Origin of the sequence: Pseudomonas sp. dw_612 (genome assembly GCF_018449725.1) — a bacterium.
Classification (GTDB): Bacteria; Pseudomonadota; Gammaproteobacteria; order Pseudomonadales; family Pseudomonadaceae; genus Aquipseudomonas.
In genome coordinates this window covers 202,875-229,441 of record NZ_JAAVVC010000010.1, presented here as the reverse complement: position 1 = coordinate 229,441, position 26,567 = coordinate 202,875, and the positions used below count along the sequence as shown (strand labels likewise).

The following is a 26,567-nucleotide window of genomic DNA, read 5'->3' as shown; positions in this document are numbered from 1 at the left end:
CATGTTCGTGCACAAGACCGCACTGCTCAGTGCAATCACCACTGCATTGCTCGCCAGTGCCAGTATCCAGGCCGCCGAACCGCTGAAAGCCGTCGGCGCCGGCGAAGGTCAGCTGGATATCGTGGCCTGGCCCGGCTACATCGAACGTGGCGAGAGCGACAAAGCCTACGACTGGGTGACCGGTTTCGAGAAGGAAACCGGCTGCAAGGTCAATGTGAAAACCGCCGCGACCTCCGATGAAATGGTCAGCCTGATGGCCAAGGGCGGGTACGACCTGGTCACCGCGTCGGGCGATGCCTCGTTGCGTCTGATCGTCGGCAAGCGGGTGCAGCCGATCAATACTGCGTTGATCCCGAACTGGAAAAGCCTCGATCCGCGTTTGAAAGATGCGCCCTGGTACGTGGTCAACAAGCAGACTTTCGGCACCCCGTACCAGTGGGGCCCGAACGTGCTGATGTACAACACCAACGTGTTCAAGACTGCGCCGACCAGTTGGGGCGTGGTGTTCGACGCGCAAAACCTGCCGGACGGCAAGGCCAACAAGGGGCGCGTGCAGGCGTATGACGGCCCGATCTACATCGCCGACGCGGCGCTGTACCTGAAGAGCACCAAACCTGAACTCGGCATCAAAGACCCGTATCAACTGACCGAAGCGCAGTACAAAGCCGTGCTCGATCTGTTGCGCGCCCAGCAGCCGTTGATTCACCGCTACTGGCACGACACCACCGTGCAGATGAGTGACTTCAAAAACGAAGGCGTGGCCGCGTCCAGCGCCTGGCCGTATCAGGTCAACGGCCTGATCAACGAGAAACAGCCGATCGCCTCGACCATCCCGAAAGAAGGCGCCACCGGTTGGGCCGATACGACCATGTTGCACGCCGAGGCCAAGCATCCGAACTGCGCCTACAAGTGGATGGATTGGTCGCTGCAACCGAAAGTCCAGGGTGACGTGGCGGCGTGGTTCGGCTCGTTGCCAGCGGTGCCGGCGGCGTGCACCGGCAGTGAATTGCTCGGCGCCGAGGGGTGCAAGACCAATGGCTTCGACCAGTTCGACAAGATCGCTTTCTGGAAAACCCCGCAGGCTGAAGGCGGCAAGTTCGTGCCGTATAGCCGCTGGACCCAGGATTACATCGCGATTATGGGCGGCAGATAACCCTCGGACACGACTCGGTCCGCTCCCTTTCCCCCTCTCCCCTCTGGGGAGAGGGCTGGGGTGAGGGGTGGCTTTTGAGGCTGCCTCGAAATTTTGGATAAGGGCCAAAATCGCAGCCCTCACCCCCCGCCCTCTCCCGGAGGGAGAGGGAGCTAAGAGCAGGCCGAGTACATCGAAACGATTCAGTTTTTCCAGAAGTCCAGGCAGGGCCGCTGCGACGACCCTCGCCTTTTCGGAGCACCGCACCATGACGCTTGCAGTCCAGTTCACCAACGTTTCCCGGCAGTTCGGCGAGGTGAAGGCCGTTGACCGGGTTTCCATCGATATCCAGGACGGCGAGTTCTTTTCCATGCTCGGCCCTTCCGGCTCGGGCAAAACCACGTGCCTGCGCCTGATCGCCGGGTTCGAACAACCGAGCACCGGCTCGATCCGTATTCACGGCGAGGAAGCCGCCGGGCTGCCGCCGTATCAGCGTGACGTGAACACCGTGTTCCAGGATTACGCGCTGTTCCCGCACATGAACGTTCGCGACAACGTCGCCTACGGATTGAAAGTCAAAGGCGTCGGCAAGGCCGAACGCCTGAAACGCGCCGAAGAAGCCCTCGACATGGTCGCCCTCGGTGGCTACGGCGAGCGCAAACCGGTGCAGCTTTCCGGCGGCCAACGCCAACGTGTGGCCCTGGCTCGCGCCTTGGTCAATCGCCCTCGCGTGTTGCTGCTCGACGAACCCCTTGGTGCCCTCGATCTGAAGCTGCGCGAACAGATGCAAAGCGAGTTGAAGAAGCTGCAACGTCAACTCGGTATCACCTTCATTTTCGTCACCCACGACCAAACTGAAGCGCTGTCGATGTCCGACCGCGTGGCCGTGTTCAACAAGGGTCGCATCGAACAGGTCGACACCCCGCGCAACCTGTACATGAAACCGGCGACCACGTTCGTCGCCGAATTCGTCGGCACCTCCAACGTGATTCGCGGTGATCTGGCGCAGCAGTTGAGCGGCAATCCGCAGCCGTTTTCGATTCGCCCGGAACACGTGCGTTTTGCCGAAGGCCCGCTCGCGAGTCATGAGATCGAAGTCAGCGGCTTGCTCCACGACATTCAGTACCAGGGCAGCGCCACCCGTTATGAAGTGAAACTGGAAAACGGCCAGGTGCTGAACATCAGCCAGGCCAACGTGCAGTGGCTGGACACCAGCGCCCAGCACCAGACAGGGCAACGCATCAGCGCGCGCTGGGCTCGTGAAGCCATGATTCCGTTGCACGACACTGTTGCAGGCGGGGTTTGAGATGAACGCCTTGGCAATTTCTCAAACCCCGGCCAGCGGTTCGCCGTTGCGGCGGTTTTCCAATCTGCTGTATCGCCGGCCGAATTTTTACCTGGCGCTGTTGCTGGTGCCACCGTTGCTGTGGTTCGGCGCGATTTATCTCGGCTCACTGCTGGTGCTGTTGTGGCAGGGTTTTTACACCTTCGACGACTTCACCATGGCGGTCACCCCCGACCTGACCCTGGCGAACTTTGCCGCGCTGTTCCAGCCGTCGAACTTCGACATCATCCTGCGCACCCTGAGCATGGCGATTGTCGTGTCGATCGCCAGCGCCATCGTCGCGTTCCCGATTGCCTACTACATGGCGCGCTACACCAGCGGCAAGACCAAGGCATTTTTCTACATCGCCGTGATGTTGCCGATGTGGGCCAGTTACATCGTCAAGGCCTACGCCTGGACCTTGCTGCTGGCCAAGGGCGGCGTGGCGCAGTGGTTCGTTCAGCACTTGGGGCTGGAGCCGATTCTGCAATTCATACTCGGGATTCCCGGCGTGGGTGGCAGCACCTTGTCGACCTCGCACCTGGGGCGCTTCATGGTGTTCGTCTACATCTGGCTGCCGTTCATGATCCTGCCGATCCAGGCTTCGCTGGAACGCTTGCCGCCGTCGCTGCTGCAAGCCTCGGCGGACCTTGGGGCCAAGCCGCGCCAGACCTTTATGCAGGTGATTTTGCCGCTATCGATTCCGGGCATCGCCGCCGGTTCGATCTTCACCTTCTCGCTGACCCTGGGCGACTTCATCGTGCCGCAACTGGTGGGGCCGCCGGGGTACTTCGTCGGCAGCATGGTTTATGCGCAGCAGGGTGCGATTGGCAATATGCCGATGGCCGCCGCGTTCACGCTGGTGCCGATTGTGTTGATCGCCGTTTACCTGACCATCGTCAAACGACTGGGGGCCTTCGATGCGCTCTAAACCCGTGAAACAAGGCGATCAAGCGTCTCTGGGCCTGAAAATCGCAGCCTGGGGCGGGTTGGTGTTTCTGCACTTCCCGATCCTGATCATCTTCCTCTACGCCTTCAACACCGAAGACGCGGCGTTCAGCTTCCCGCCCAAGGGTTTCACCCTGAAGTGGTTCAGCGTGGCGTTCTCGCGGCCCGATGTGCTGGAAGCGATCAAGCTCTCGGCCGAAATCGCCGCCATCGCGACGCTGATCGCCATGGTCCTCGGCACCCTCGCGTCGGCGGCGTTGTACCGCCGGGAGTTCTTCGGCAAGCAAGGCATCTCGCTGATGCTGATCCTGCCGATCGCGCTGCCGGGGATCATCACCGGGATCGCGCTGCTGGCGACCTTCAAGACGTTGGGCATCGAGCCGGGGATGTTCACCATCATCGTCGGCCATGCGACCTTCTGCGTGGTGATCGTCTACAACAACGTCATCGCCCGCTTGCGCCGAACCTCCCACAGTTTGATCGAAGCTTCGATGGACCTCGGCGCCGACGGCTGGCAGACCTTTCGCTACATCGTCCTGCCGAACCTCGGCTCGGCGTTGCTGGCCGGCGGCATGCTCGCGTTTGCGCTGTCGTTCGATGAAATCATCGTCACCACCTTCACCGCCGGCCATGAACGCACCCTGCCGCTGTGGCTGCTCAACCAGCTCAGCCGCCCACGGGACGTGCCAGTGACCAACGTCGTCGCGATGCTGGTGATGATGGTGACCATGCTGCCGATTCTGGGGGCGTATTACCTGACGCGGGGTGGTGAAAGTGTGGCGGGTAGTGGCGGGAAATAACTGAAAACGACTACTCACTGTGGAATACGGACCCCATGTGGGAGCGGGCTTGCTCGCGAAAGCGGTGGTTCAGCCAACATCGATGTTGAATGTAATGGCCCCTTCGCGAGCAAGCCCGCTCCCACATTGATCCGGTTCCGACAGAACAATAAAAGCTGCAATGAGGACACAAACCATGCAAACCAAACTCTTGATCAACGGCCAACTGATCGACGGCGACGGCCCCGCCCAACCGGTGTTCAATCCTGCTTTGGGTCGCGTACTGGTAGAAATCAACGAAGCCAGCGAAGCCCAGGTCGATGCCGCCGTGCGCGCCGCCGACAACGCCTTCGAAGCCTGGTCGCAAACCCCGCCGAAAGAACGCTCGCTGCTGCTGCTCAAACTCGCCGATGCGATCGAAGCCCACGGCGAAGAGCTGGCCAAACTGGAATCGGATAACTGCGGCAAACCCTACAGCGCCGCGCTGAACGACGAGATTCCGGCGATTGCCGACGTGTTCCGTTTCTTCGCCGGCGCCAGCCGTTGCATGAACGGTTCGGCGGGCGGTGAATACCTCGCCGGCCACACCTCGATGATCCGCCGCGACCCGGTGGGCGTGATCGCCTCCATCGCGCCGTGGAACTACCCGCTGATGATGGTCGCCTGGAAAATCGCCCCGGCCCTCGCCGCCGGTAATACCGTGGTGCTCAAGCCGTCGGAACAAACTCCGCTGACCGCGTTGCGCCTGGTTGAGCTGGCGTCGGAAATCTTCCCGGCGGGTGTACTTAATCTGGTGTTCGGCCGTGGTCCTACGGTGGGCAGTCCATTGGTGACCCATCCCAAGGTGCGGATGGTCTCGCTGACCGGTTCCATCGCCACTGGCGCCAACATCATTTCCAGCACCGCCGACAGCGTCAAACGCATGCACATGGAACTGGGCGGCAAGGCTCCGGTGATCATCTTCGACGACGCCGACATCGACGCCGCCGTGGAAGGCATCCGCACCTTCGGTTTCTACAATGCCGGCCAGGATTGCACCGCCGCGTGCCGCATCTATGCGCAAGCAGGCATCTACGAGAAATTCGTCGAGAAACTCGGCGCGGCGGTCAGCAGCATCAAGTACGGCTTGCAGGATGACCCGGCGACCGAGTTGGGGCCGCTGATCACCGCACAACATCGCGACCGCGTGGCCGGGTTTGTCGAGCGCGCCGTGGCGCAATCGCATATCCGTTTGGTCACGGGCGGCAAGGCTGTGGACGGCAATGGTTTCTTCTTTGAGCCGACGGTGTTGGCTGACGCGCAACAGGACGACGAGATCGTGCGTCGGGAGGTGTTTGGGCCGGTGGTATCGGTGACCAAGTTTAACGATGAAGCGCAGGTGCTGGGCTGGGCCAACGATTCGGACTACGGACTTGCGTCGTCGGTCTGGACCTCGGACGTCGGTCGCGCCCATCGCCTGGCCGCACGCTTGCAGTACGGCTGCACTTGGGTGAATACGCACTTCATGCTGGTCAGCGAAATGCCCCATGGCGGTCAGAAATTGTCCGGCTACGGGAAGGACATGTCCATGTATGGGCTGGAGGACTACACCGTCGTTCGGCATGTGATGTTCAAGCATTAAAAGCGAAAAGATCGCAGCCTTCGGCAGCTCCTACAAGAGTTGCATCAGGCACGAAATCTGCGGTGTATGCGGTTGGTGTAGGAGCTGCCGCAGGCTGCGATCTTTTCAGCAGACACACGGACGATGTCGGCGATTTACCACAAGGCCTCACCGCGATTCAAAAACAATAACCACCGACCCGGGCAGCGCCGCCAAGGCCCCGCCACGGTTTCGGACATCCGAAATCTGCCGATTTTCCGGAGCTGACAGACCATGAGTGCATCACCCGAACTCTCCCCCGCCGTTGCCGACAGCGATGCCGAACAACTGCGCAAGCTGGGCTACACCTCGAACTTCAACCGCAGCATGAGCCTGTGGGAAAACTTCGCCCTGGGCTTCACTTACCTCTCGCCGGTCGTAGGGGTTTATACCCTGTTCGGCCTATGCCTCGCCGCCGGCGGGCCACCGATGTTCTGGGCCTATCTGCTGGTCGGTTGCGGCCAATTGCTGGTGTGCCTGATCTTCGGTGAAGTGGTCTCGCAATTCCCGATTTCCGGCGGCGTCTACCCGTGGGCCCGCCGCCTGGTCGGCAAAAAATGGGCGTGGATGGTCGGCTGGATCTACTCCATCGCCCTGTGCGTGACCATCGCCGCGGTTGCCGTGGGTGCCGGTCCGTACCTGGCCGCGATGATGGGTTTTGAACCGAGCAACAACACCAACATCGTCATCGCGCTGTTCCTGACGTTGTTCGCCACCCTGGTCAACCTCAGCGGCACCAAAGTGCTGGCGCGGATCGCCATGTTCGGCTTCCTCTGCGAGCTGATCGGCGCGGTGATCGTCGGCGTCTACCTGCTGATCTTCGAACGTCATCAACCGATCAGCGTGCTGTTCAACACCTTCGACATCCGCATCGACGGCTCCTACCTGCCAGCCTTCCTCACCGCCTCGCTGGCCGGGATGTTCCTCTACTACGGCTTCGAAGCCTGCGGCGACGTCGCCGAAGAAACCCCGAACCCGAGCAAGCAAATCCCGATCGCCATGCGCATGACCATCTACATCGGCGGCATCTCGGCCATGTTCGCCTGCCTGGCCCTGATCCTCGCCGTACCGGACATGCAAGCCGTGATCAACGGCACCGACAAAGACCCCGTCACCACCATCCTCAACAACGCCTTCGGCCCGGTCGGCTCGAAAGTGGTGATGGGCGTGGTCATGATTTCCTTCATCTCCTGCGTCATCAGCCTGCAAGCGGCGGCGAGTCGTCTGCTGTATTCCTACGCCCGGGACGAAATGGTCATTGGCAGCACACTGCTGAAGAAGATTTCTCCTACGACTCAAGTGCCGGTTGCGGCGCTGTTTGTGTCGGGTGTCCTGCCAGCGTTAATCATCGTGCTCGGATTCTTCCTGCAAGACGCGGTGGCGACCATCGTCAGCTTCGCGGCGATCGGCATCTATCTGGCGTTCCAGATGATCGTGTTGGCTGCGTTGTATGCACGGATGAAAGGCTGGAAACCGAGCGGCAAATTCACTCTTGGTGCGTGGGGTTTGCCGGTGAATATCGGAGCTCTGGTGTATGGCGTTGGCGCGATCATCAACATGGCTTGGCCGCGTACGCCGGATGCGGCTTGGTACATCAATTATGCGATGGTGTTGAGTACGGCCATTGTGATTGGGTTGGGGTTGATCTACATGTTGATTGCCAAGCCGTATGACCACGGGACTGCGCCTGCGGGGGATGCTTGGAAGGTTAGTCGGTAACGATTATTCCCAGGCGCTGTTAGTGGTGCCTGAACTGAAAAATCCCCCTTTCTCACATGCGTGGAGAAAAGGGGGATTAATGACGCCTATTGACAGAAGCGAAAACCATCAAAGCAATAGCTCCGCCTGATCGTGTTTCAGCAAAGAGATACGATCGAAAAGTTTGATTTTTTCATCTGCTTTTTGTTTTGCATAATCCGACATAAACGTAAGAAGCTCCTCAAGCTGACTCACACTCCCAACTACTTTAAAAGCTTTTTCTTTATTAACAAAAACAAGCGACTTTTTCTTTCGAGACAACAGTTCAATTACGTTGCTCAGTGTCCCCGTACTTTTTGCATCCCATATCATCAAGCCGTAATCAGCGGCCTCGGCCATGACAACGTCCTTCGCGGTAAAAAATGCTCGCGACCCCTTGGAGTGTTTGGTTTCTACTGTTCTAGCCGGCCATTCTCCAAGATTGTTTCGCGGGACCACGCCACTGCAATAAACAGTAGTTTTAGATCGAACCAGGCTTAACAGATACTCTTGGATAGATGTATCAGCTCCGCCTGCATCGCCAACGACGACGTCAAACTCTGAATCAACGATATTATTGATACGCTCTTTAACCTTCGGATCAAGGTGCTTGATATTAATAGAGCCCGCAATGAATACAGTTGTCATCTATCTCATTTCCAAGTTAATGCCGCGACGTAGATTTTTCCAACTTTTGGATATTGACGTAAAACCGCACAGGCGGCATCCATTGACGCGCCACTGTCAAACAAATCATCAACAACCAAAACATTCCAACAGCCGGCATTGGTAATTTCATCATTCACACTGAAGCTAGCGCCAATAGCAGCAACCTTTTGCTCCTTGGAATGCAGATCTTTAAGCGACTGTTGCGTAGCAGCCTTTCGGAGTAAATCCGAGAAAACAGGCTTTCCGATTATTCGTCCTAACTCGACGGCAACCTCGGTAACGGGTTGTCTAGCCCGGACATTCGAGGCAGGCATAGGCACTACGAATCCTACCTGAGCAAGCTTAGGTAAAACATTCGTCGCTACAGCTTGAGCAAGAGGGCTCACCTGACTCCAATCCTTCTGATATTTGAGCTGGTAGGTCGCTTGTCCTACCTCTGTACGGAGATTATCGAAACGTGGGTTTCCATGCTCGTCATCTCCTAGAAAGGTACTACTTATCATGTGCTTGTCCAGCACCCATCCCTGGTCCCAAGGGCCGTTTATCTGTTTCAGGCATACTTTCAAGGCATTCTCCATTTTCTGAGCCTGTCCGCTAAGCACCGAAAATTCCTTGGTGCTCTTTGACCACAGGCAATGAAAACTAGAGATACCACTCGACTACCGCGTGGCGCTGCAGCTCATGCAAAAACAGGAAATTCCTACAGACCGAGCCTTCCGATAAAAGCTCCAATTCCTACAACACGCGGCGCCAGAGTAGACTTGGCACCGCGAGCGCCTGGACGATAGGCTTTACCTCGTCGCTGCCAAATCAGCGACCCGGTGTCGAAGCTGGGAAAAGTCAGAACGGTGCTCGCGTGCCCTCCATAGAACTGCGGCTGTTTATGCCTTTAGTTCTGCTTTATGGCGGGCCGTGTGGCGCGGGCCTTCCGGCTTTGCCGTTTTGACTGGAAGTATCCCGACTTCGAACGCCACTCGGTCCGCCACCCAACCTGTCGAAGGGTTGGTGGCGACTTTCCTAATCAAAACGGAAGTTAGCCTTCATGCCTAAGTACGCTCAAAATTCGCCTTACTTCACCCCCACAGTTTTCACCCGCCACAACCGCTTCCTCCACACCCTCATGCAAGACAACCAAGCCTGGTTCTGCGTCCACGATCTCGGTCGCCTGATGGGCCGTTCAATGGCCGAACGCCTCACCCTGAAACTCGACCCCGATCAACGCCGAAACGTCTGGCTGCTGAAAAGCGGTAACACCGTCGAATCCCTGATGGTCAGCGAATCAGGCATGTACGCCCTCCTCGTCCACCATTTCATCCCGGAAAACCGAAACCTGCGCCAATGGCTGAGCAACGAAGTCATCCCGATGCTGCGTGAATCGAACGCGGCCTCTGTGGATAACGTTCCAAGCCTGAGTTCATTGCAGTGGGCCGGCATCTCGGTGCCGCTGCTGCACTGGCAGCATCAGGCCTGGATCAAGTGGCGGGATATGCCTGATCTGATGCAGGTACAGCGGCCGTTCAAGATCATGGGCACTTGCAGTTGAGGGTCAGCTGAACAAACGAAAAGGGGCAGACCTTACGGCCCGCCCCTTTGGTTAGTCGAAGCACCTTCCTTGTAGCAGCTGGCGAAGCCTGCGTTCGGCTGCGAAGCAGTCGTAAAACCTGAGTGCGCGGTGTATCAGGTACACCGCGCAACCTGAATTCACGACTGCTGCGCAGCCGAACGCAGGCTTCGCCAGCTGCTACAGATCGGGTTACGGCCGCAACACAGTGTCACGCCCCCCTCAAAACCTCGAAACACTCCTCATCGCATCCACCAAATACCTCATCGCAATCCGATCACTCTCGGACAGCTCCCGATACCGCTCCACCAATTTCATCTCCTCCGAATTGAGCCGTCGCCTGCGCCTTCCGGTCGACAGGCATGGAAAGATCCCTAACAGTTCGGTGATGCCTTGTACTTTCGACATGGACGATGTCCTTTTAATACGTCAAAGAAAACTTCAGAAAACCGCATCGCCCTACTACTTTTTCAGCAGTCGCTTGGTGCGCGCTGAACCCACCGGCCTGAAGGGCCGAAACCGGTCATGCCCATAGAATAGGAATTAAATCGGCGCTGAAAAGTGGTTTTTAGAGTAATTAGTCGAAAAAGGCACAAATGCCATACAAAACAGAAAGTACTGTGGGAAACGTTACCGGACATGTCTTGTTTCATTGCCGCAACATCGATGTGCTATCAATCATTTTTTCTCGATGACCGAACGGTTTAAGCTATTTGGCATCTGTTTAAAGTCCGTTGCGTTTGGCCGAAGGCATGTCCGAACCTCCTTTTTTGATCCCAGCAGTGCCAGGAACGGCGCGGGATTGTTCACGACAGGTTGTACTTATGCACCGCAGGAATTTGCTCAAAGCGTCCATGGCTATCGCTGCCTACACCGGTTTATCGGCCACCGGCCTGCTGGCCGCACGCGCCTGGGCCGGGAATGAGGCGGCGGATGGCGACGCCCAGGCGTTCGACTTCGAAGCGCTGAAGATCCAGGCCAAGCAGCTCGCCGGTAATCGTTACCAAGACACCAAGCAAGTGTTGCCGCCGACGCTGGGGACCATGACGCCGCAGAACTTCAATGCGATCCAGTACGACGGCAAGCATTCGCTGTGGAATGACTTGAACGGTCAGTTGGACGTGCAGTTTTTCCATGTCGGCATGGGGTTCAAGCAACCTGTGCGCATGTTCAGCGTCGATCCCAAGACGCGTCAGGCCCGGGAAGTGCATTTCCGCCCGTCGCTGTTCAACTATGAAAAAACCACGGTCGACACCAAGCAGCTTGGCGCCGACCTGGGTTTTTCCGGGTTCAAATTGTTCAAGGCCCCGGAGCTGGACAAGCACGACGTGTTGTCTTTTCTGGGCGCCAGCTATTTCCGCGCGGTGGATGCTTCTGGCCAATATGGCCTGTCGGCTCGCGGGCTGGCGATCGATACCTACGCCAAGAAGCGTGAGGAATTCCCGGACTTCACCAAGTTCTGGTTCGAGACGCCGGACAAGGACAGCACCCGTTTCGTGGTCTACGCGCTGCTCGATTCGCCGAGCGCGACCGGTGCCTATCGTTTCGACATCGACTGCCAGGCCAGCCAAGTGGTCATGGGCATCGACGCGCACATCAATGCCCGTACCGACATCGAACAACTGGGCATCTCGCCGATGACCAGCATGTTCAGCTGCGGCACCCATGAACGGCGCATGTGCGACACCATTCACCCGCAAATCCACGACTCCGATCGCCTGGCCATGTGGCGTGGTAATGGCGAGTGGATCTGCCGTCCGTTGAACAACCCGGCGACCCTGCAGTTCAACGCCTTCGCCGACACCGACCCGAAAGGTTTCGGCCTGGTGCAGACCGATCACGAGTTCGCCAGCTATCAAGACACCGTCGACTGGTACAGCAAGCGCCCGAGCCTGTGGGTAGAACCTACGACCGCATGGGGCGAAGGCTCTATCGATCTGCTGGAAATTCCTACAACCGGCGAAACCCTGGATAACATCGTCGCGTTCTGGACCCCGAAAAAACCGGTAGCGGCCGGTGATTCGCTGAATTACGGCTACAAGCTGTACTGGAGCGCTTTACCGCCGGTCAGCACACCGCTGGCGCGAGTCAACGCGACCCGTTCGGGCATGGGTGGTTTCATTGAAGGCTGGGCGCCGGGCGAGCATTACCCGGAAGTCTGGGCCCGTCGCTTTGCGGTGGACTTCACCGGTGGCGGCCTGGATCGCTTGCCGCCAGGAGCGGCGATCGAGCCGGTGGTTACCTGCTCGAATGGCGAGGTGAAAGACTTCAACGTGCTGGTGCTGGATGACATCAAGGGTTACCGCATCACGTTTGACTGGTTCCCGACCAATGACAGCGTGGCGCCAGTGGAGCTGCGGTTGTTTATTCGCACCAATGACCGGACGTTGAGTGAAACCTGGTTGTACCAGTATTTCCCGCCGGCGCCGGAGAAGCGTAAGTACACCTGATATCAGGTGGTTGTTTGGGCGGGCCTCTTCGCGAGCAAGCCCGCTCCCACATTTGGAATGCATTCCCCTGTGGGAGCGGGCTTGCTCGCGAAGACGGCCTGACCGACAACAAAAATCCCGCGCCAGAAACGCAAAAGCCCCGATCAATCCGATCGGGGCTTTTTGCTTTTACAGCGTTAATCAGTCCCGCAAATCCGACTCATGAATCGGCTGATCCCGATGCGTCGCCCGCTGATACTGCGCCGGCCACACCGCTTTGCGCCCACCCAGGTCATCATCGGCATGCAGCGGCCAGTACGGATCACGCAACAACTCGCGGGCCAGGAAGATGATGTCCGCCTGACAGGTCCGCAGGATGTGCTCAGCCTGCGCCGGCTCGGTAATCATGCCCACGGTGCCGGTGGCGATGCCTGACTCCTTACGCACGCGCTCAGCGAAGCGGGTTTGATAACCCGGGCCCGTAGGAATTTCCGCATTGGCCGCCGTACCGCCCGACGAGACGTCGATCAGGTCCACGCCCAAGTCCTTGAGGCGTCGCGCCAGTTCCACGGTTTCATCCGGATTCCAGCCATCCTCGACCCAGTCGGTAGCCGATACCCGCACGAACAGCGGCAACTCTTCAGGCCAGATCGCGCGTACCGCTTCGGTGACTTGCAGCACCAGCCGAATGCGATTTTCGAACGAGCCGCCATATTGATCGCGCCGCTGATTGCTAAGGGGCGACAGAAACTGGTGCAGCAGATAACCGTGAGCGGCATGGATCTCGACCACTTTGAAACCGGCGGTCAGGGCACGTTTGGCCGCATCGACGAAGGCCTGAATCACTTCCGCGATCTGCCCTTCATCAAGTTGTTTAGGCGGCGTGTGTTGTGGATCGAAGGCAATCGGTGAAGGCCCGACCGGCGTCCAGCCACCGTCGTCAGGTTTGACGCTGCCATGCTTGCCGATCCACGGCCGATGAGTGCTGGCCTTGCGCCCGGCGTGGGCCAGTTGAATGCCGGCGACGGCGCCTTGGGCCGCGATAAACCGGGTGATGCGTTGCAACGGTTCGATCTGTTCGTCGTTCCACAGGCCGAGGTCCTCGGCGGTGATGCGACCATCGGCGGTCACCGCCGTGGCTTCGGTAAAAATCAGACCGGCCCCGCCGACGGCGCGGCTACCGAGGTGCACCAGGTGCCAGTCATTGGCCAGGCCGTCGACGCTGGAGTACTGGCACATCGGCGACACGGCGATGCGGTTGAGCAGGGTCAATTGGCGAAGGGTATAGGGTTCAAGCAGCAGACTCATGGGGCACCTCTCGAATCAGTGGGCAGGCTCCAGGGTTCTGTTTGAAAAGTCGACGAGTGACAGGAAAAGGTGCAGCACCCGCCCCCGCGGGCAAAAAATTCGACAAGACGTCACAAGGCCAATCAAGCAGTGCTTAGAGCCTAGTCGACAACGGGGGATGAGGGAGGGTTCCGGGGATATTTGGCGTCTGGGAGATCGCTATCGCGGGCAAGCCTTGCTCCTACAAGGGTCTGAGAAAATCCTGTAGGAGTAAGGCCTGCCCGCGAAGGGCTTAACGCGGTTCGATGTGGGCAATCATCAATTGCACCGTCTCATTCCCGCGAAACTCGTTAAGGTCGAGCTTGTAAGCCAATTCCACCCACTTGATGGTCGGATTCGGCCAGATATCGCGGTCGATCCCGAAAGCGATGCCATCGAGCTTCACCGAACCGCACTCACTTTTTAGCACCACTTTTAGGTGCCGCTCACCCACCACCCGTTGCTCGACCAATTGGAACACCCCGTGAAACAGCGGCTCCGGGAAGTGCTGCCCCCATGGCCCGGCGTGGCGCAGGGCGCGGGCCAGTTCCAGGTGGAATTCCTCGACCGCCAGGGTGCCGTCCGACAGCAGGCGCCCGGTCAGGTCTTCTTCGCGCAATTGCCTACGCACTTCAGCGTCAAAGGCTTCGGCGAATAGCGGAAAATTCGCTTCCGGCAAGGTCAAACCGGCCGCCATCGCGTGGCCGCCGTACTTGCTGATCAGGTTCGGATGCTGCGCCGCCACCACGCTCAAGGCATCGCGAATGTGAAAGCCCTGAACCGAACGCCCCGAGCCCTTGAGCAAACCATCGCCGGCATCAGCAAAGGCAATGGTCGGACGGAAATAGCGCTCTTTCATCCGTGAGGCCAGGATGCCGATAACCCCCTGATGCCACTCGGGATCGAACAGGCACAAGCCGAACGGCATCGACTCCACTGGCAAATCCTTGAGCTGGGCCAGCGCTTCACGCTGCATGCCTTGCTCGATGGATTTGCGGTCCTGGTTCATGCCGTCGAGCTGGGCCGCCATTTCCCGCGCGAGCCCGGCATCGTCAGTGAGCAGGCATTCGATGCCCAGGCTCATGTCGTCCAGGCGACCCGCCGCATTCAAACGCGGGCCGACAATGAAACCCAAATCCGTAGAGGTGATGCGCGCAGGTTCACGCTTGGCCACTTCAAGAATCGCCTTGATCCCCGGCCGCGCCCGCCCGGCGCGAATCCGCTCCAGGCCTTGGTGCACCAGAATCCGATTGTTGGCATCCAGCGGCACCACGTCGGCGACGCTGCCCAACGCCACCAGATCCAGCAATTCACCGATGTTCGGTTGCGGCTTGCTGTCGTACCAGCCGAGGCTGCGCAAGCGTGCACGCAGGGCCATCAGGACATAGAAGATAACGCCGACGCCGGCCAGCGCCTTGCTTGGAAAGTCGCAACCGGGCTGGTTCGGGTTAACGATGGCATCGGCCAGCGGCAGTTCATCGCCGGGCAAGTGGTGATCGGTGACCAGCACCTTGAGCCCGGCCTTTCTCGCCGCCGCCACACCTTCGACACTGGAGATGCCGTTGTCCACGGTGATCAGCAACTGCGGGGTGCGGGTCAGCGCCACTTCGACGATTTCCGGGGTCAGGCCGTAGCCATACTCGAAACGGTTGGGCACCAGATAGTCAACGTGCGCCGCACCCAACAGGCGCAAGCCGAGCACACCGACGGTACTGGCCGTCGCGCCATCGGCATCGAAGTCGCCGACGATCAGGATCCGCTGACGCTGTTCCAGGGCCACCACCAGCAGATCCACCGCCGCGTCGATGCCCTTGAGCTGCTGGAACGGAATCAGCCGCGCCAGGCTCTTGTCCAGTTCAGCCTCGCTCTGCACGCCCCGCGCCGCGTAAAGACGGGTCAGCAGCGGCGGCAGATCACCGAGGAATGGCAGGGTGTCGGGCAACAGGCGAGGTTCGATGCGCATGGGGTGACAGGTGCTTCTCTTGAATACGTAGGATAAAACCGGATGACGCGTCGTAACGGCGAATGATCAGCCGCGTTCGCCGCTCAGCCACTGCAACTGGACTTCATGCTGACCACGGTCGTCGGTGACGAAAATCGTCCCTTCGCTGATCATCACGTCCCACTTGATCACCCGGGGCATGTCTTTGGCCAGGGTTTCGAGGATTTCCTGCGGCACGGCGGCGATGTGCACGTTTTTCAGGTTCTTGATCGCCGGGATCACTTTGGTTTCCCAGACCCGCAGGCTGCCGTAGGCCAACAGGCTGGTGCGCTCGGTACGACGCGAGCACCAGGTCAGGCGATCGGCGTCCGGCTGGCCGACTTCGATCCAGTGCAGGACGCGGTCATCCAGGCTCTTTTCCCACAGGGCCGGTTCATCCACGTCTGACAGACCGCGACCGAAGGACAACTGCTCGTTGTACCAGAAGGCGTAGGCCAGCAGCCGCACGGTCATGCGCTCTTCGGTTTCCGAAGGGTGACGGGCGATGGTCTGCTTCACGCTCTCGTAGACGCTGCGGTCGAGGTCGGTGAGGTTCAGTTCAAACTTGTAGGTCGTGGACGGCTGGGCCATGAACGGGCTTCTTGATACGAGGAAAGGCGGCAAGTCTAACCGATGCAGTAGGTAATCAGAGCATTGACGACCATCAACTTTGGGCGACTGACACGCGGCTATGTTAAAACGCACTACTCACACGACTTTGTCCTACAGGATCACGCATGCCATTCACCGGAAAACCGCTCTCAGGTCTGAAAGTCATCGAATTGGGTACGCTGATTGCCGGGCCGTTTGCCTCGCGCATTTGCGGAGAGTTCGGCGCCGAAGTGATCAAGATCGAATCCCCGGATGGCGGTGATCCATTGCGCAAATGGCGCAAGTTGTATGAAGGCACCTCGCTGTGGTGGTTCGTGCAGGCGCGCAACAAAAAGTCCCTGACCTTGAACCTCAAGCACCCGGATGGCCTGGCGATTCTGAAAAAACTGCTCAGCGAAGCGGACATCCTGATCGAGAATTTTCGCCCCGGCGTGTTGGAAAAGCTCGGTTTGGGGTGGGAAGTTTTACACGCCCTGAACCCGAAACTGGTGATGGTGCGACTCTCGGGCTTCGGCCAGACCGGACCGATGAAAGATCAACCGGGGTTTGGCGCGGTCGGCGAATCCATGGGCGGCCTGCGCTACATCACCGGGTTCGAGGATCGAGCGCCGGTGCGCACCGGGATTTCCATCGGCGACTCGATTGCCGCGCTCTGGGGCGTGATCGGCGCGCTAATGGCCTTGCGTCATCGCGAGGTCAACGGCGGCCTGGGCCAAGTGGTGGACGTGGCGCTGTATGAAGCAATCTTCGCCATGATGGAAAGCATGGTCCCGGAGTTCGATGTGTTCGGCTTCATCCGCGAGCGCACCGGCAACATCATGCCCGGCATCACGCCCTCCTCCATTCACACCAGTGCTGATGGCAAACACGTGCAGATTGGCGCCAATGGTGACGCGATCTTCAAGCGGTTCATGCTGATCATCGGTCGCGAAGACCTAGCCAACGACCCGGTATTGGCCAGCAATGATGGCCGCGACAGCCGACGCGACGAGATTTACGGAGTGATCGATCGCTGGGTCAATTCGCTGTCGCTTGATCGCGTCATCGAGCTATTGAACCAGGCCGATGTCCCGGCCAGCCGGATCTTCAGCGCCGAGGACATGTTCAGCGATCCGCAGTACCTGGCCCGGGAAATGTTCCTGCACGCCAAGCTGCCGGACGGCAAGGACTTCAAGATGCCGGGGATCGTGCCGAAACTCTCTGAGACACCTGGCTCTTCCGAATGGGTCGGACCGCAGCTGGGTGAACACAATGCGCAGGTACTCCACGATCTTGGCTACGACAAGGGACAGATCGCAAAGCTGCGTGAAGACGGGGCCATTTAAGCTGAAGCGCCTGCTTTCATCAGCGCCCAAACCTGCCCTGCACTGGCGTGCGTGGGTGGTTATCGGGCTATTGGTGGGGTTTGCGTCAACCGCTTCGGCACAACCCAAAGAGACGCTGATCTGGCTCTTGAGGGACCTGCCGCCCATGACGATCTTCGAAGGCCCGAAAAGAGGCCAGGGCGTGATTGATCAACTGATGCCGCTGTTGATTGCAGGCATGCCGCAATACGAGCACAGCCTGATGCGGGTGAACCGCGCCCGCGGCATGCAGATGCTCCAAGAAGAATCATTCACCTGCGACCCTTCGCTGATCTGGACCAAGGAACGGGAGAAGTGGATTGCGTTTTCCACGCCGGCATTTCTGGCGGTGACCAATGGCCTGGTGGTCCGTCAGACAAATCGAGCGGCCCTGGAACCGTTTCTTGTCGATGGCGAAGTCGATCTCCCCGCATTGCTGGGTAGCGGCAATAACAAAGTCGGCGTCATCGCCGAACGCAGCTATGGCCCCTACCTCGACGGCCTGCTGCAAAAAGCGCCGACCGGTGCTCTGACCGCTCATTACGGTAATGATGCGCTCGGCAGTCTGTTACAAATGCAGCGCCTGGGGCGGCTGCAGATGGTGCTGGGCTATTGGCCGGAAATCCGCTATCGGGCCAGTGTTGAACACATTGCCGACAATGAACTGGCGTTCTACCCGGTCAAAGGCACTGGCAAGTACCTTCCTGGCTACATTGGTTGCTCCGCGACGCCAGCAGGTCGGCAGGCCATCAGCGAGATCAACCAACTGCTGCGCACCCTGCCCCACGAGCGCCTGGCCCATGCCTACGCCGACTGGCTCGATCCGGAACGGCGCAGCGACTACCTGGGCGAAGCCAAGCGCTTTTTCGAGCATCAGGACGCGCAATGACAAATTTCAGGCAAAAAGAAACCCCGAGAAGTGGGGAGACGACTCGGGGTTAAACGTGGCCTACATAAAGACCAGTAGCAGCAAGCTACAAGCACCGGAGCACAATGCTTGATCCTGCTGTTACATGGTCTGACGACCTTCGCGCAGGAAGGTTCCCACAAAAAGGCAATTCAATTTCGATTGGCCAGGATCTTGTCCTGGGCCGCATTGCGCAACGCCGCTATCACACAGGGCTCCAGGCGACCTTCGGCAATCAGCACATCGCGGTGCAATCCGTCGACGACATCCGTCAGTTGCCACTTGTCGCGCAACTGCGCCTGATTGAACTCACGTTCCACCACGATAGCGCCGGCCGCATTCTTCAAGGTCACCAGGCATTCGCCGTGGGCACCCGACGGGGTCAACGAAACTTGATACGGGCTCAGAGCCTCACCGAGCAATAGGCTGATACTTTCCATCTCGCGATCACCACTCAATAGTCCGAAAACAAAGTGCCTGGGAGGGCGTGTCTACAGTTAATGACCCCTGGCCCGAGAAGAAAGTTCTGAATACCGCATGGCAGCGGTACCTGCGTCTCCGGGGAAATTGAGCATGCACCGCAAAGATGACAAGGAAAAAACAGTCGGTTTCAGGCCCTGGCTTGAAGCATCGACTCCAGCAGATAGACATCCAGCAGCCGGCGCATCAACACCGCGGAAACAGGTGTGTGCAGTTGGCCAAGGAGTTTCACGTCGCTGTCGGCCAGCATGGCCGTCACGTCGGGCATGACGCTCGACGCCACATTGCCAAGCAGAATCAGCGCACGCGCCTCGCCCTGCTCCGCCAGATGCCGCACCAGGGCCAGGCCGTCGCCGCCCTTGAGTTGCGGGTCGCAGAACGCGATATCGACCGGGCCCCTGCGCCCCAGGGAACACAGCGCCGCCGACATCGACGGCGCCGTGAGCACGTCATAGACACCAATGGCGTTGAGCATCTGGTGCAACGCCATCATCTGGAAAGGATTGTGTTCAAGGATCAGGATTTTGAGCGTGCGCATAAGCGACCTCTGGAACGACACGCGCGGACTCTCACCGCAGTTGTCGACCACTCTAGGGGAGCATCCTTCAGCATCCCATCGGAAAAGTAGCCACGTCCCATAGGAAAATTCCGAAACTCACCGGAAGCACTGACACTCCCCTTCACTCCTTCGCTGACCGATATCCGTCCATCCCCCCAGCAACCCGCGCACCTGACCGTCAGCACCGTAGAAAGGCACCGTCCATTGGTAGATGTCCCGTACGCCATTGTTGAATTTCAACTGACGCTTGGTGAATCTGGGCTTGCGGGTGTCGAGCTGGACGATGAACTCGGCATGCAACCGCTCGGCAGTCTCCCTGGGCAAGACGTCGACTTCGATCAGTTGCCGCCCCTGAACCTGGTCCAGCCGGGTCGACAGGGCCTCCTCGTAACTTTTGTTGCACATGATCAAACGCCCCTCCAGATCACGCACAAACATGGGGTCGGGCATGGCATCAATCAGCGCATGCTGAAAGGCGAGTTGATCGCTGAGGCTTTTCTCGACGTCCAGGCGTTGCTTGATCAGTACCGCGAGCCGGCGGTTCCAGAGCAAGGACAGCAGACCGAACAGGCTGACGACAAACATGCCCCAACAGCCCCATTGGGTCACCCGCTGCCAGAAAGAGAGCGACGGTTTCGGGGTAATGCCATCGAGCCATTTCAGGCGAATGGCCCGTAACTCGGCGGGAGGGAAGGCTTCAAGCGCCTTGTTGAGGATACTCAACAACTGCGGCTGCCCTTTGCGTACGGCCAGATGATCGGCTTCCCACGAGCCTTCCACCGTATGGCCAATTTTCAACTGCCCGGTCGGATAAAGCTGCGCCCCGGTTTCGTTCTCGATGGTGGCGTCAGCCTCGCCACTTTCGACCAACGCCCGGGCTTCGGCATAGGTCTTGACCGAGCGTAGCTCGATGGCCGGGTGGTCACGCCGAATCGTTGCCTCCATGGCGTGTCTGGCCGGTAACACCAGTTTCTTTTCCGACAGTTGTTCCAGGGACTGAAGACGCGGAGCCCCGGCACGCCCAACCAACACCCAGGCAGAACCGCCAAAGGCATGGCTGAAATCCAGGAACAGCTTGCGCTCATCATTCAGCGCCAGGGTCGTGGTCATATCGGCGGCACCGCTTTCCAGGCGTCGGAGTAAATGCTCGGTGGAAAATGTCTCTTCATGAACGAAACGCAGCCCCGTCATCACGCTGATGCGGTCGAGCACATCAACGTTCAAGCCACTCCAATGCCCGTGCTCGTCCTTGAACTGGTACAGCGGGTATTGCTTCGATGCCACGATGACTTGCGGGTGGGCGCGAATCCATTGCAACTCTTCGGCGTCCAGCTCAATGGACTCGACGGCCACCGGCGCCTTGGCGTCATAATCCATTAATTGTGCCGCCCGCGCGCAATGCCCAAGGCTCAGGGCGCCCAACAAAAAAATCCAGCACATGGCTGGTATCAACCCTCTTAAAAACAGCATTGCCACTTCCTTCGTGATCAACTCGCCCGTCCTTCAGGGGGCGAAAACGCGACAAGTGTGGCACGCAGAAACAAGAAAGCCCGTCAGGAGACGGGCTTCAAAATGTGACAGCTTTTCAGGCTTAAAGTGGCTTGCCGCGGTTGCCATGCTGACTGACAAAGGCCTGCACGGCTTTCAGGTCATTCGGCAACACGGTGCAGCGCTCTTCTCGCTCAAACAAATCAGAAAGATGTGCAGGTAGTTCGAGAGCTTTTCCTACACCGGCTTTTTCCACCGCGTCCGGGAATTTGACCGGATGGGCCGTGCCCAGGATCACCATCGGGATATCCAGGCTGCGACGGCATTCCCGTGCAGCCTTGACGCCGATGGCGGTGTGCGGGTCCAGCACCTCGCCGGTCTGCTCGTAAACCTCGGCAATGGTTTCGCAGGTTTGTGCGTCATCCACGGCCAGGGAATCGAACAGCTTGCGGGCTTCGGTCCAGCGCTCCTGCTCGACGCTGAAACCACCACCCTGCTTGAAGTTGTCCATCAAACCCGCGATTGCCGCGCCATTGCGACCGTGCAGGTCGAACAGCAGGCGTTCGAAGTTCGACGACACCATGATGTCCATCGACGGCGACAGCGTGGCGTGCAGGGTTTCCTTGACGTACTGATTGCCGCTCATGAAGCGGTGCAGGATGTCGTTGCGGTTGGTGGCGACGATCAACTGATTGATCGGCAGGCCCATGTTGCGCGCCAGGTAACCGGCGAAGATGTCGCCGAAGTTGCCGGTCGGTACCGAGAACGACACCGAACGCGCCGGGCCACCCAGTTGCAGGGCCGCGTGGAAGTAGTAAACGATCTGGGCCATGATCCGCGCCCAGTTGATCGAGTTCACCGCCACCAGGCGCGTGCCCTTGAGGAAGCTCTGGTCGGCGAAGCTGTTCTTGACCATTTCCTGGCAGTCATCGAAGTTACCTTCGATGGCGATGTTGTGGATGTTCTCGCCGAAGATGGTAGTCATCTGGCGACGCTGCACGTCGGACACACGGTTGTGCGGGTGCAGGATAAAGATGTCGACGTTTTCGCAGTGCTTGCAGCCTTCGATGGCGGCCGAACCGGTATCACCGGAGGTGGCGCCAACAATCACCACGCGCTCGCCGCGTTTTTCCAGCGTGTAATCGAGCAGACGACCGAGCAGTTGCAGGGCGAAGTCCTTGAACGCCAGAGTCGGGCCGTGGAACAGCTCCAGGACCCATTCGTTGCCGTTCAACTGACGCAACGGCGCCACGGCGTTATGGGAAAACACGCCGTAGGTCTCTTCAAGGATCTTTTTGAAATCGGCATCGGGAATGCTGCCGGCCACGAACGGGCGCATCACCCGGAAGGCCAGTTCGTGATACGGCAGGCCGGCCCAGGAAGCGATTTCTTCCTGGGTGAAACGGGGCAGGCATTCCGGCACATACAGGCCGCCGTCCGTGGCCAGACCGGCCAGCAGGACGTCTTCGAAATTCAGGGCCGGTGCCTGGCCGCGGGTACTGATATAACGCATAAGATCAAACCTTCGGTTTGGGCTTCAAGCTTCAAGCCACAAGCTACAAGTTAACACCAACCAAACTGCCTTTAACTTGTCGCTTGGAGCTTGCCACTTGCCGCTGCTTTAATTTAGTTCAGGTGTTCGACACGAATCCGCATCACCGGACCAACAACGCCCGCCAAAGCTTCCAGGGCGGTGATCGCGTCGTTCATATGCTGTTCCAGCACACGATGGGTCAGCAGGATCATCGGCACCAGGCCGTCGTGTTCTTCGACTTCCTTCTGCATGATCGATTCGATGTTGATGCCGCGCTCCGACAGGATGCTCGCCACCTGGGCCAGCACGCCTGGATGGTCCTTGGCCTGAATCCGCAGGTAATACGCGCTTTCGCAGGCCTCGATCGGCAGGATCGGGTGGGCCGACAGCGAATCCGGCTGGAAGGCCAGGTGCGGTACGCGGTTTTCCGGGTCGGAGGTCATGGCGCGAACCACGTCCACCAGGTCGGCGATCACCGACGAAGCGGTCGGTTCCATGCCAGCGCCAGCCCCGTAGAACAGGGTCGAACCGGCGGCGTCGCCGTTGACCATCACCGCGTTCATCACGCCGTTGACGTTGGCGATCAGGCGATCGGCCGGGATCAGCGTCGGGTGCACGCGCAACTCGATACCAGCCGCAGTGCTGCGCGCCACGCCGAGGTGCTTGATGCGATAGCCCAGGGCTTCGGCGTAGTTCACGTCAGCGGTGGTCAGCTTGGTGATGCCTTCGGTGTAAGCCTTGTCGAATTGCAGCGGAATGCCGAACGCGATGGACGCCAGGATCGTCAGCTTGTGGGCCGCGTCGATGCCTTCAACGTCGAAGGTCGGATCCGCTTCGGCGTAACCCAGGGCTTGCGCCTCGGCGAGTACGTCTTCGAAGGTACGACCCTTCTCGCGCATTTCGGTGAGGATGAAGTTGCCGGTGCCGTTGATGATGCCCGCGACCCAGTTGATGCGGTTGGCGGACAAGCCTTCACGGATCGCCTTGATCACCGGAATGCCACCGGCCACGGCCGCTTCGAACGCAACGATCACGCCCTTCTCGCGAGCCTTGGCGAAAATCTCATTACCGTGAACCGCGATCAGTGCCTTGTTCGCGGTGACCACATGCTTGCCATTCTCGATGGCCTTGAGTACCAGCTCGCGGGCAACGGTGTAGCCGCCCACCAGCTCTATAACGATGTCGATCTCAGGGTTCGTGGCCACTTCGAACACATCGTTGGTAATCGCAATACCGGTCGTCTGGAACTGAGGCTTTGGCGTGCGCGTGGCAATTTGTGCCACTTCGATTCCACGCCCGGCACGACGAGCAATTTCCTCGGCGTTACGCTGAAGTACGTTGAAGGTACCGCCACCGACGGTCCCTAACCCACAGATGCCTACTTTGACCGGTTTCACTGTGAACTCCCCATAAAACGGCCGACGCAAGGTCGGCCGTGAAAACAGCCGCATGCTCGCGGCTCTCTATTAATGGTCAAGCGGATGACCGCCGGACCATGATCGTCAAAGGCTGACCGTAACGATGCGAATTATTTCGCGCCCAGTGCCAGTTTGGCGACTTGTGGCGCAGGCTGGTAGCCCGGAATTACCTGACCGTCAGCCAAAACGATGGCCGGCGTACCATTGACACCGATCGATTGACCCAGGGCGAATTGTTTGGAAACCGGGTTATCGCACTTGGCGGCCTTGATTTCCTTGCCATCGACCATCTTGTCCATCGCGGCTTTCTTGTCCTTGGAGCACCAGACCGCTTGCAGTTGTTCGTCACCCGGCGAGCCCAGGCCCTGGCGCGGGAACGCGACGTAACGCACTTCGATGCCGCGCTTGTTCAGCTCAGGCACTTCGGCGTGCAGCTTGTGGCAGTACGGGCAGGTGGTGTCGGTGAACACGGTGATGTGCGACTTGGTTTCGCCGATCGCCGGGTAGACCACGGTTTCGGCCACCGGGATGTCATTGATCAGTTTGGAAACGCCCAGGCGCTCGGTCTTCTCGGTCAGGTTGACCGGTTTGCCGTCCTTGAGCTGGAACATGTAGCCCTGCATCACGTACTGGCCATCGGCGCTGGCGTAGAGCACGCGGCTGCCTTTGAGCTTGACTTCGTACAGACCGGCCAGCGGGCTGGCGCTGATGGCTTCGATCGGGGTTTCAAGCTGGAGGCTTTCCAGGCTTTTACGGATCGCTTTGTCGGCCGCGTCATCGGCGACGGCAAAGGTGCTGACCAACGCAATGGCTGCGGCGGCGAAAATCTGGGTCAGACGCATGAGAACTCCTGAAGGCGGACAAATGGGACGATCAGAACGCCCGTGCCGAAACACCGGGTCATAATCGCCCATCGTGCAAACCGGCAAAGCCTACCACATAAGGCTGGCGTGGCCGAATGCGGGTGATGCACGACATTGAAACGAGGGGGCACAACGTTTATGTAGCAGCTGGCGAAGCCTGCGTTCGACTGCGTAGCAGTCGTAAACCCTGCGCTCTCGGTTTAACTGAATATTCGCAGCGTCTGATTTCACGACTGCTACGCAGTCGAACGCAGGCTTCGCCAGCTGCTACAGAGGCGTGCGGGCGCGGCCAGAGGTTGTGTCAGCCGCGCGGGTGGTGTTTGGCGTGCAGGTCTTGCAAACGGGCGCGGGCGACGTGGGTGTAAATCTGAGTGGTGGACAGGTCGCTGTGGCCAAGCAGCATTTGCACCACCCGCAGGTCGGCGCCGTGGTTGAGCAGGTGCGTGGCGAAGGCATGGCGCAGGGTGTGTGGCGACAGCGACTTGGCGATCCCGGCTACTTTGGCCTGGTGCTTGATTCGGTGCCAGAAGGTCTGACGGGTCATCTGCTCGCCGCGCTGGCTGGGGAACATCACATCGCTGGGCCGCCCGCCGAGCAGTTCGCCACGACCATCACGCAGGTAGCGCTCGACCCAGACAATCGCCTCCTCGCCCATCGGCACCAGCCGCTCCTTGCTGCCCTTGCCCATCACACGCAGCACGCCTTGGCGCAGGTTGACCTGTTCCAGGGTCAGGCTGATCAGCTCGGTGACCCGCAGGCCGCAGGCGTAAAGCACTTCCAGCATGGCGCGATCGCGCTGGCCGATGGCTTCGCTCAGGTCCGGTGCGTTCAGCAACGCCTCGACATCCGCTTCCGACAGGGATTTAGGCAACGGCCTACCCAGTTGCGGCATGTCGACACGCAACGTCGGATCGACGGCGATCAGTTTTTCCCGCAACAGATAGCGATAAAAGCCACGTACACCGGAGAGAAATCGTGCAGTGGAACGGGGTTTGTAGTTTTGCTCCAGGCGCCAGGCCAGATGGTCGAGGATCAACTCGCGGCCGGCGTTGATCAGCTCCAGGTTTTTTTCCTGTAGCCAGCCGTTGAACAGCGCAAGGTCGCTGCGATAGGCGTCGCGGGTGTTATCGGACAGGCCTTTTTCCAGCCACAGTGCGTCGAGGAATTGGTCTATCAGGGGGTGGTCGATGGCGGGCATAGAGGCTCAGGTAGCGGAAATCTGAGGGTAAGTCTTTCATAGCAGGACAGGCCTTCACAGTGTTTGATGCAATGCGGTGACGGCGTGATCTCTTGTAGGAGCGAGGCTTGCCCGCGAAGACGGACTTACATTCAACATTGATGTTGGCTGATATGACGTCTTCGCGGGCAAGCCACGCTCCTACAGGTTTGTATCAGGTAAATCGCAGGCAACAAAAAAGCAGCCCGCAGGCTGCTTTTTTTGCATCGGAAGCTGGGCTTAAGCCAGTTTTTCCTTGATGCGAGCTGCTTTACCGGACAGGTCACGCAGGTAGTACAGCTTGGCTTTACGTACGTCACCGCGACGTTTAACGGCCATGCTGTCGATTTGCGGGCTGTAGGTCTGGAAAGTACGCTCTACGCCAACACCGTTGGAGATTTTGCGAACGGTGAATGCACTGTTTACGCCGCGGTTACGCTTGGCGATAACAACACCTTCGAACGCTTGCAGACGCGAACGGTCGCCTTCCTTCACTTTCACCTGAACGACAATAGTGTCGCCCGGGGCAAAGGTAGGGATCTCTTTGGTCATCTGCTCTGCTTCGAGTGCAAGAATGATTTTGTTAGTCATGCTGTGCTCCTAAGGTAAATCGTCGGATTTA

At 59.0% G+C, this 26,567-nt stretch carries 24 protein-coding genes; 10 read left to right on the top strand and 14 right to left on the bottom strand.

Annotated elements, in window-relative coordinates; genetic code table 11:
* The first annotated feature begins 1 nt into the window (after position 1).
* From ydcS to HB680_RS17565, 6 genes are all read left to right on the top strand, one after another.
* The gene (gene ydcS / locus HB680_RS17590) at positions 2–1,153 is read left to right on the top strand and encodes a putative ABC transporter substrate-binding protein YdcS (RefSeq protein ID WP_213939857.1); all 1,152 of its coding nucleotides are present in this window, start codon (positions 2–4) and stop codon (positions 1,151–1,153) included.
* A 247-nt stretch (positions 1,154–1,400) separates the two neighbouring features.
* A complete protein-coding gene (locus tag HB680_RS17585) occupies positions 1,401–2,438 on the top strand; it encodes an ABC transporter ATP-binding protein (protein WP_213939856.1) in 1,038 nt (345 codons plus the stop codon).
* A 1-nt stretch (position 2,439) separates the two neighbouring features.
* Entirely contained in the window at positions 2,440–3,387 is a 948-nt protein-coding gene (locus HB680_RS17580; protein ID WP_213939855.1) for an ABC transporter permease, read from the top strand.
* Positions 3,377–4,204 (top strand): ABC transporter permease, encoded by an 828-nt coding sequence (locus HB680_RS17575; RefSeq protein WP_163908676.1) that lies wholly within the window; start codon positions 3,377–3,379, stop codon positions 4,202–4,204. Before HB680_RS17580 ends, HB680_RS17575 begins: the two co-directional genes overlap by 11 nt.
* A gap of 175 nt (positions 4,205–4,379) precedes the next feature.
* Positions 4,380–5,804 carry a gamma-aminobutyraldehyde dehydrogenase gene (locus HB680_RS17570; RefSeq protein ID WP_213939854.1) on the top strand — a complete coding sequence of 475 codons (1,425 nt, stop codon included), beginning with the start codon at positions 4,380–4,382 and terminating at the stop codon, positions 5,802–5,804.
* 252 nt (positions 5,805–6,056) lie between these two features.
* Entirely contained in the window at positions 6,057–7,541 is a 1,485-nt protein-coding gene (locus HB680_RS17565; protein WP_213939853.1) for an amino acid permease, read from the top strand.
* Positions 7,542–7,649: 108 nt separating this feature from the next.
* Here the strand turns inward: HB680_RS17565 and HB680_RS17560 are convergent, their stop codons facing one another.
* Together HB680_RS17560 and HB680_RS17555 are read right to left on the bottom strand one after the other, a co-directional pair.
* Positions 7,650–8,207 carry a hypothetical protein gene (locus tag HB680_RS17560; protein WP_213939852.1) on the bottom strand — a complete coding sequence of 186 codons (558 nt, stop codon included), beginning with the start codon at positions 8,205–8,207 and terminating at the stop codon, positions 7,650–7,652.
* Positions 8,208–8,212: 5 nt separating this feature from the next.
* Positions 8,213–8,806, bottom strand: coding sequence for a ComF family protein (locus HB680_RS17555; protein WP_256735570.1), 594 nt, complete (start codon positions 8,804–8,806; stop codon positions 8,213–8,215).
* A 464-nt stretch (positions 8,807–9,270) separates the two neighbouring features.
* On the opposite strand from HB680_RS17555, the gene HB680_RS17550 reads away from it, so the two are divergent.
* Positions 9,271–9,771 carry a Bro-N domain-containing protein gene (locus HB680_RS17550; RefSeq protein WP_213939851.1) on the top strand — a complete coding sequence of 167 codons (501 nt, stop codon included), beginning with the start codon at positions 9,271–9,273 and terminating at the stop codon, positions 9,769–9,771.
* 240 nt (positions 9,772–10,011) lie between these two features.
* On the opposite strand, the gene HB680_RS17545 is transcribed toward HB680_RS17550, so the two are convergent.
* Positions 10,012–10,197 (bottom strand): hypothetical protein, encoded by a 186-nt coding sequence (locus tag HB680_RS17545; protein WP_213939850.1) that lies wholly within the window; start codon positions 10,195–10,197, stop codon positions 10,012–10,014.
* A gap of 416 nt (positions 10,198–10,613) precedes the next feature.
* Between HB680_RS17545 and HB680_RS17540 the strand changes: the two genes are divergently transcribed.
* Positions 10,614–12,239 (top strand): glucan biosynthesis protein D, encoded by a 1,626-nt coding sequence (locus HB680_RS17540; protein WP_213939849.1) that lies wholly within the window; start codon positions 10,614–10,616, stop codon positions 12,237–12,239.
* Between the two features lie 180 nt (positions 12,240–12,419).
* Here the strand turns inward: HB680_RS17540 and HB680_RS17535 are convergent, their stop codons facing one another.
* From HB680_RS17535 to HB680_RS17525, 3 genes are all read right to left on the bottom strand, one after another.
* Positions 12,420–13,526 (bottom strand): NADH:flavin oxidoreductase/NADH oxidase, encoded by a 1,107-nt coding sequence (locus HB680_RS17535; protein WP_213939848.1) that lies wholly within the window; start codon positions 13,524–13,526, stop codon positions 12,420–12,422.
* A gap of 271 nt (positions 13,527–13,797) precedes the next feature.
* Positions 13,798–15,507, bottom strand: a complete 1,710-nt coding sequence (recJ, locus tag HB680_RS17530; RefSeq protein WP_213939847.1) for a single-stranded-DNA-specific exonuclease RecJ — start codon at positions 15,505–15,507, stop codon at positions 13,798–13,800.
* 66 nt (positions 15,508–15,573) lie between these two features.
* Complete coding sequence (locus HB680_RS17525) at positions 15,574–16,116, bottom strand: YaeQ family protein (protein WP_028623872.1); 543 nt, start codon at positions 16,114–16,116, stop codon at positions 15,574–15,576.
* A gap of 146 nt (positions 16,117–16,262) precedes the next feature.
* On the opposite strand from HB680_RS17525, the gene HB680_RS17520 reads away from it, so the two are divergent.
* Positions 16,263–17,462 carry a CaiB/BaiF CoA-transferase family protein gene (locus tag HB680_RS17520; protein ID WP_213939846.1) on the top strand — a complete coding sequence of 400 codons (1,200 nt, stop codon included), beginning with the start codon at positions 16,263–16,265 and terminating at the stop codon, positions 17,460–17,462.
* On the top strand, positions 17,443–18,369 hold the full coding sequence (locus HB680_RS17515; protein ID WP_213939845.1) for a TIGR02285 family protein: 927 nt from the start codon (positions 17,443–17,445) through the stop codon (positions 18,367–18,369). Before HB680_RS17520 ends, HB680_RS17515 begins: the two co-directional genes overlap by 20 nt.
* A gap of 170 nt (positions 18,370–18,539) precedes the next feature.
* On the opposite strand, the gene HB680_RS17510 is transcribed toward HB680_RS17515, so the two are convergent.
* The 8 genes from HB680_RS17510 to rplS all read right to left on the bottom strand — a co-directional run bounded on the left by HB680_RS17510 (position 18,540) and on the right by rplS (position 26,536).
* A complete protein-coding gene (locus HB680_RS17510; RefSeq protein WP_213939844.1) occupies positions 18,540–18,827 on the bottom strand; it encodes a DUF3509 domain-containing protein in 288 nt (95 codons plus the stop codon).
* A gap of 170 nt (positions 18,828–18,997) precedes the next feature.
* On the bottom strand, positions 18,998–19,405 hold the full coding sequence (locus HB680_RS17505; RefSeq protein ID WP_213939843.1) for a response regulator: 408 nt from the start codon (positions 19,403–19,405) through the stop codon (positions 18,998–19,000).
* A 117-nt stretch (positions 19,406–19,522) separates the two neighbouring features.
* Positions 19,523–20,896, bottom strand: coding sequence for a transporter substrate-binding domain-containing protein (locus HB680_RS17500; RefSeq protein ID WP_213939842.1), 1,374 nt, complete (start codon positions 20,894–20,896; stop codon positions 19,523–19,525).
* A gap of 121 nt (positions 20,897–21,017) precedes the next feature.
* Entirely contained in the window at positions 21,018–22,427 is a 1,410-nt protein-coding gene (gene thrC, locus HB680_RS17495) for a threonine synthase (RefSeq protein ID WP_213939841.1), read from the bottom strand.
* Between the two features lie 113 nt (positions 22,428–22,540).
* Complete coding sequence (locus HB680_RS17490) at positions 22,541–23,845, bottom strand: homoserine dehydrogenase (RefSeq protein WP_213939869.1); 1,305 nt, start codon at positions 23,843–23,845, stop codon at positions 22,541–22,543.
* Between the two features lie 131 nt (positions 23,846–23,976).
* Positions 23,977–24,708 carry a bifunctional protein-disulfide isomerase/oxidoreductase DsbC gene (dsbC, locus tag HB680_RS17485; RefSeq protein ID WP_213939840.1) on the bottom strand — a complete coding sequence of 244 codons (732 nt, stop codon included), beginning with the start codon at positions 24,706–24,708 and terminating at the stop codon, positions 23,977–23,979.
* A gap of 322 nt (positions 24,709–25,030) precedes the next feature.
* Positions 25,031–25,927, bottom strand: a complete 897-nt coding sequence (gene xerD, locus HB680_RS17480) for a site-specific tyrosine recombinase XerD (RefSeq protein WP_213939839.1) — start codon at positions 25,925–25,927, stop codon at positions 25,031–25,033.
* 258 nt (positions 25,928–26,185) lie between these two features.
* On the bottom strand, positions 26,186–26,536 hold the full coding sequence (rplS, locus tag HB680_RS17475; RefSeq protein WP_003175895.1) for a 50S ribosomal protein L19: 351 nt from the start codon (positions 26,534–26,536) through the stop codon (positions 26,186–26,188).
* Positions 26,537–26,567: the final 31 nt, after the last annotated feature.

Excerpts from the sequence above, each read along its gene's own strand:
- rplS (WP_003175895.1), bottom strand. The coding sequence starts at position 26,536 with ATGACTAACAAAATCATTCTTGCACTCGAAGCAGAGCAGATGACCAAA.
- HB680_RS17560 (WP_213939852.1), bottom strand. The coding sequence starts at position 8,207 with ATGACAACTGTATTCATTGCGGGCTCTATTAATATCAAGCACCTTGAT.
- HB680_RS17555 (WP_256735570.1), bottom strand. The coding sequence starts at position 8,806 with ATGGAGAATGCCTTGAAAGTATGCCTGAAACAGATAAACGGCCCTTGG.
- HB680_RS17520 (WP_213939846.1), top strand. The coding sequence starts at position 16,263 with ATGCCATTCACCGGAAAACCGCTCTCAGGTCTGAAAGTCATCGAATTG.
- HB680_RS17570 (WP_213939854.1), top strand. The coding sequence starts at position 4,380 with ATGCAAACCAAACTCTTGATCAACGGCCAACTGATCGACGGCGACGGC.
- HB680_RS17550 (WP_213939851.1), top strand. The coding sequence starts at position 9,271 with ATGCCTAAGTACGCTCAAAATTCGCCTTACTTCACCCCCACAGTTTTC.
- recJ (WP_213939847.1), bottom strand. The coding sequence starts at position 15,507 with ATGCGCATCGAACCTCGCCTGTTGCCCGACACCCTGCCATTCCTCGGT.
- HB680_RS17500 (WP_213939842.1), bottom strand. The coding sequence starts at position 20,896 with ATGCTGTTTTTAAGAGGGTTGATACCAGCCATGTGCTGGATTTTTTTG.
- HB680_RS17510 (WP_213939844.1), bottom strand. The coding sequence starts at position 18,827 with ATGGAAAGTATCAGCCTATTGCTCGGTGAGGCTCTGAGCCCGTATCAA.
- HB680_RS17540 (WP_213939849.1), top strand. The coding sequence starts at position 10,614 with ATGCACCGCAGGAATTTGCTCAAAGCGTCCATGGCTATCGCTGCCTAC.
- thrC (WP_213939841.1), bottom strand. The coding sequence starts at position 22,427 with ATGCGTTATATCAGTACCCGCGGCCAGGCACCGGCCCTGAATTTCGAA.
- xerD (WP_213939839.1), bottom strand. The coding sequence starts at position 25,927 with ATGCCCGCCATCGACCACCCCCTGATAGACCAATTCCTCGACGCACTG.
- HB680_RS17505 (WP_213939843.1), bottom strand. The coding sequence starts at position 19,405 with ATGCGCACGCTCAAAATCCTGATCCTTGAACACAATCCTTTCCAGATG.
- HB680_RS17525 (WP_028623872.1), bottom strand. The coding sequence starts at position 16,116 with ATGGCCCAGCCGTCCACGACCTACAAGTTTGAACTGAACCTCACCGAC.
- HB680_RS17545 (WP_213939850.1), bottom strand. The coding sequence starts at position 10,197 with ATGTCGAAAGTACAAGGCATCACCGAACTGTTAGGGATCTTTCCATGC.
- HB680_RS17585 (WP_213939856.1), top strand. The coding sequence starts at position 1,401 with ATGACGCTTGCAGTCCAGTTCACCAACGTTTCCCGGCAGTTCGGCGAG.
- HB680_RS17535 (WP_213939848.1), bottom strand. The coding sequence starts at position 13,526 with ATGAGTCTGCTGCTTGAACCCTATACCCTTCGCCAATTGACCCTGCTC.
- ydcS (WP_213939857.1), top strand. The coding sequence starts at position 2 with ATGTTCGTGCACAAGACCGCACTGCTCAGTGCAATCACCACTGCATTG.
- dsbC (WP_213939840.1), bottom strand. The coding sequence starts at position 24,708 with ATGCGTCTGACCCAGATTTTCGCCGCCGCAGCCATTGCGTTGGTCAGC.
- HB680_RS17580 (WP_213939855.1), top strand. The coding sequence starts at position 2,440 with ATGAACGCCTTGGCAATTTCTCAAACCCCGGCCAGCGGTTCGCCGTTG.
- HB680_RS17575 (WP_163908676.1), top strand. The coding sequence starts at position 3,377 with ATGCGCTCTAAACCCGTGAAACAAGGCGATCAAGCGTCTCTGGGCCTG.
- HB680_RS17565 (WP_213939853.1), top strand. The coding sequence starts at position 6,057 with ATGAGTGCATCACCCGAACTCTCCCCCGCCGTTGCCGACAGCGATGCC.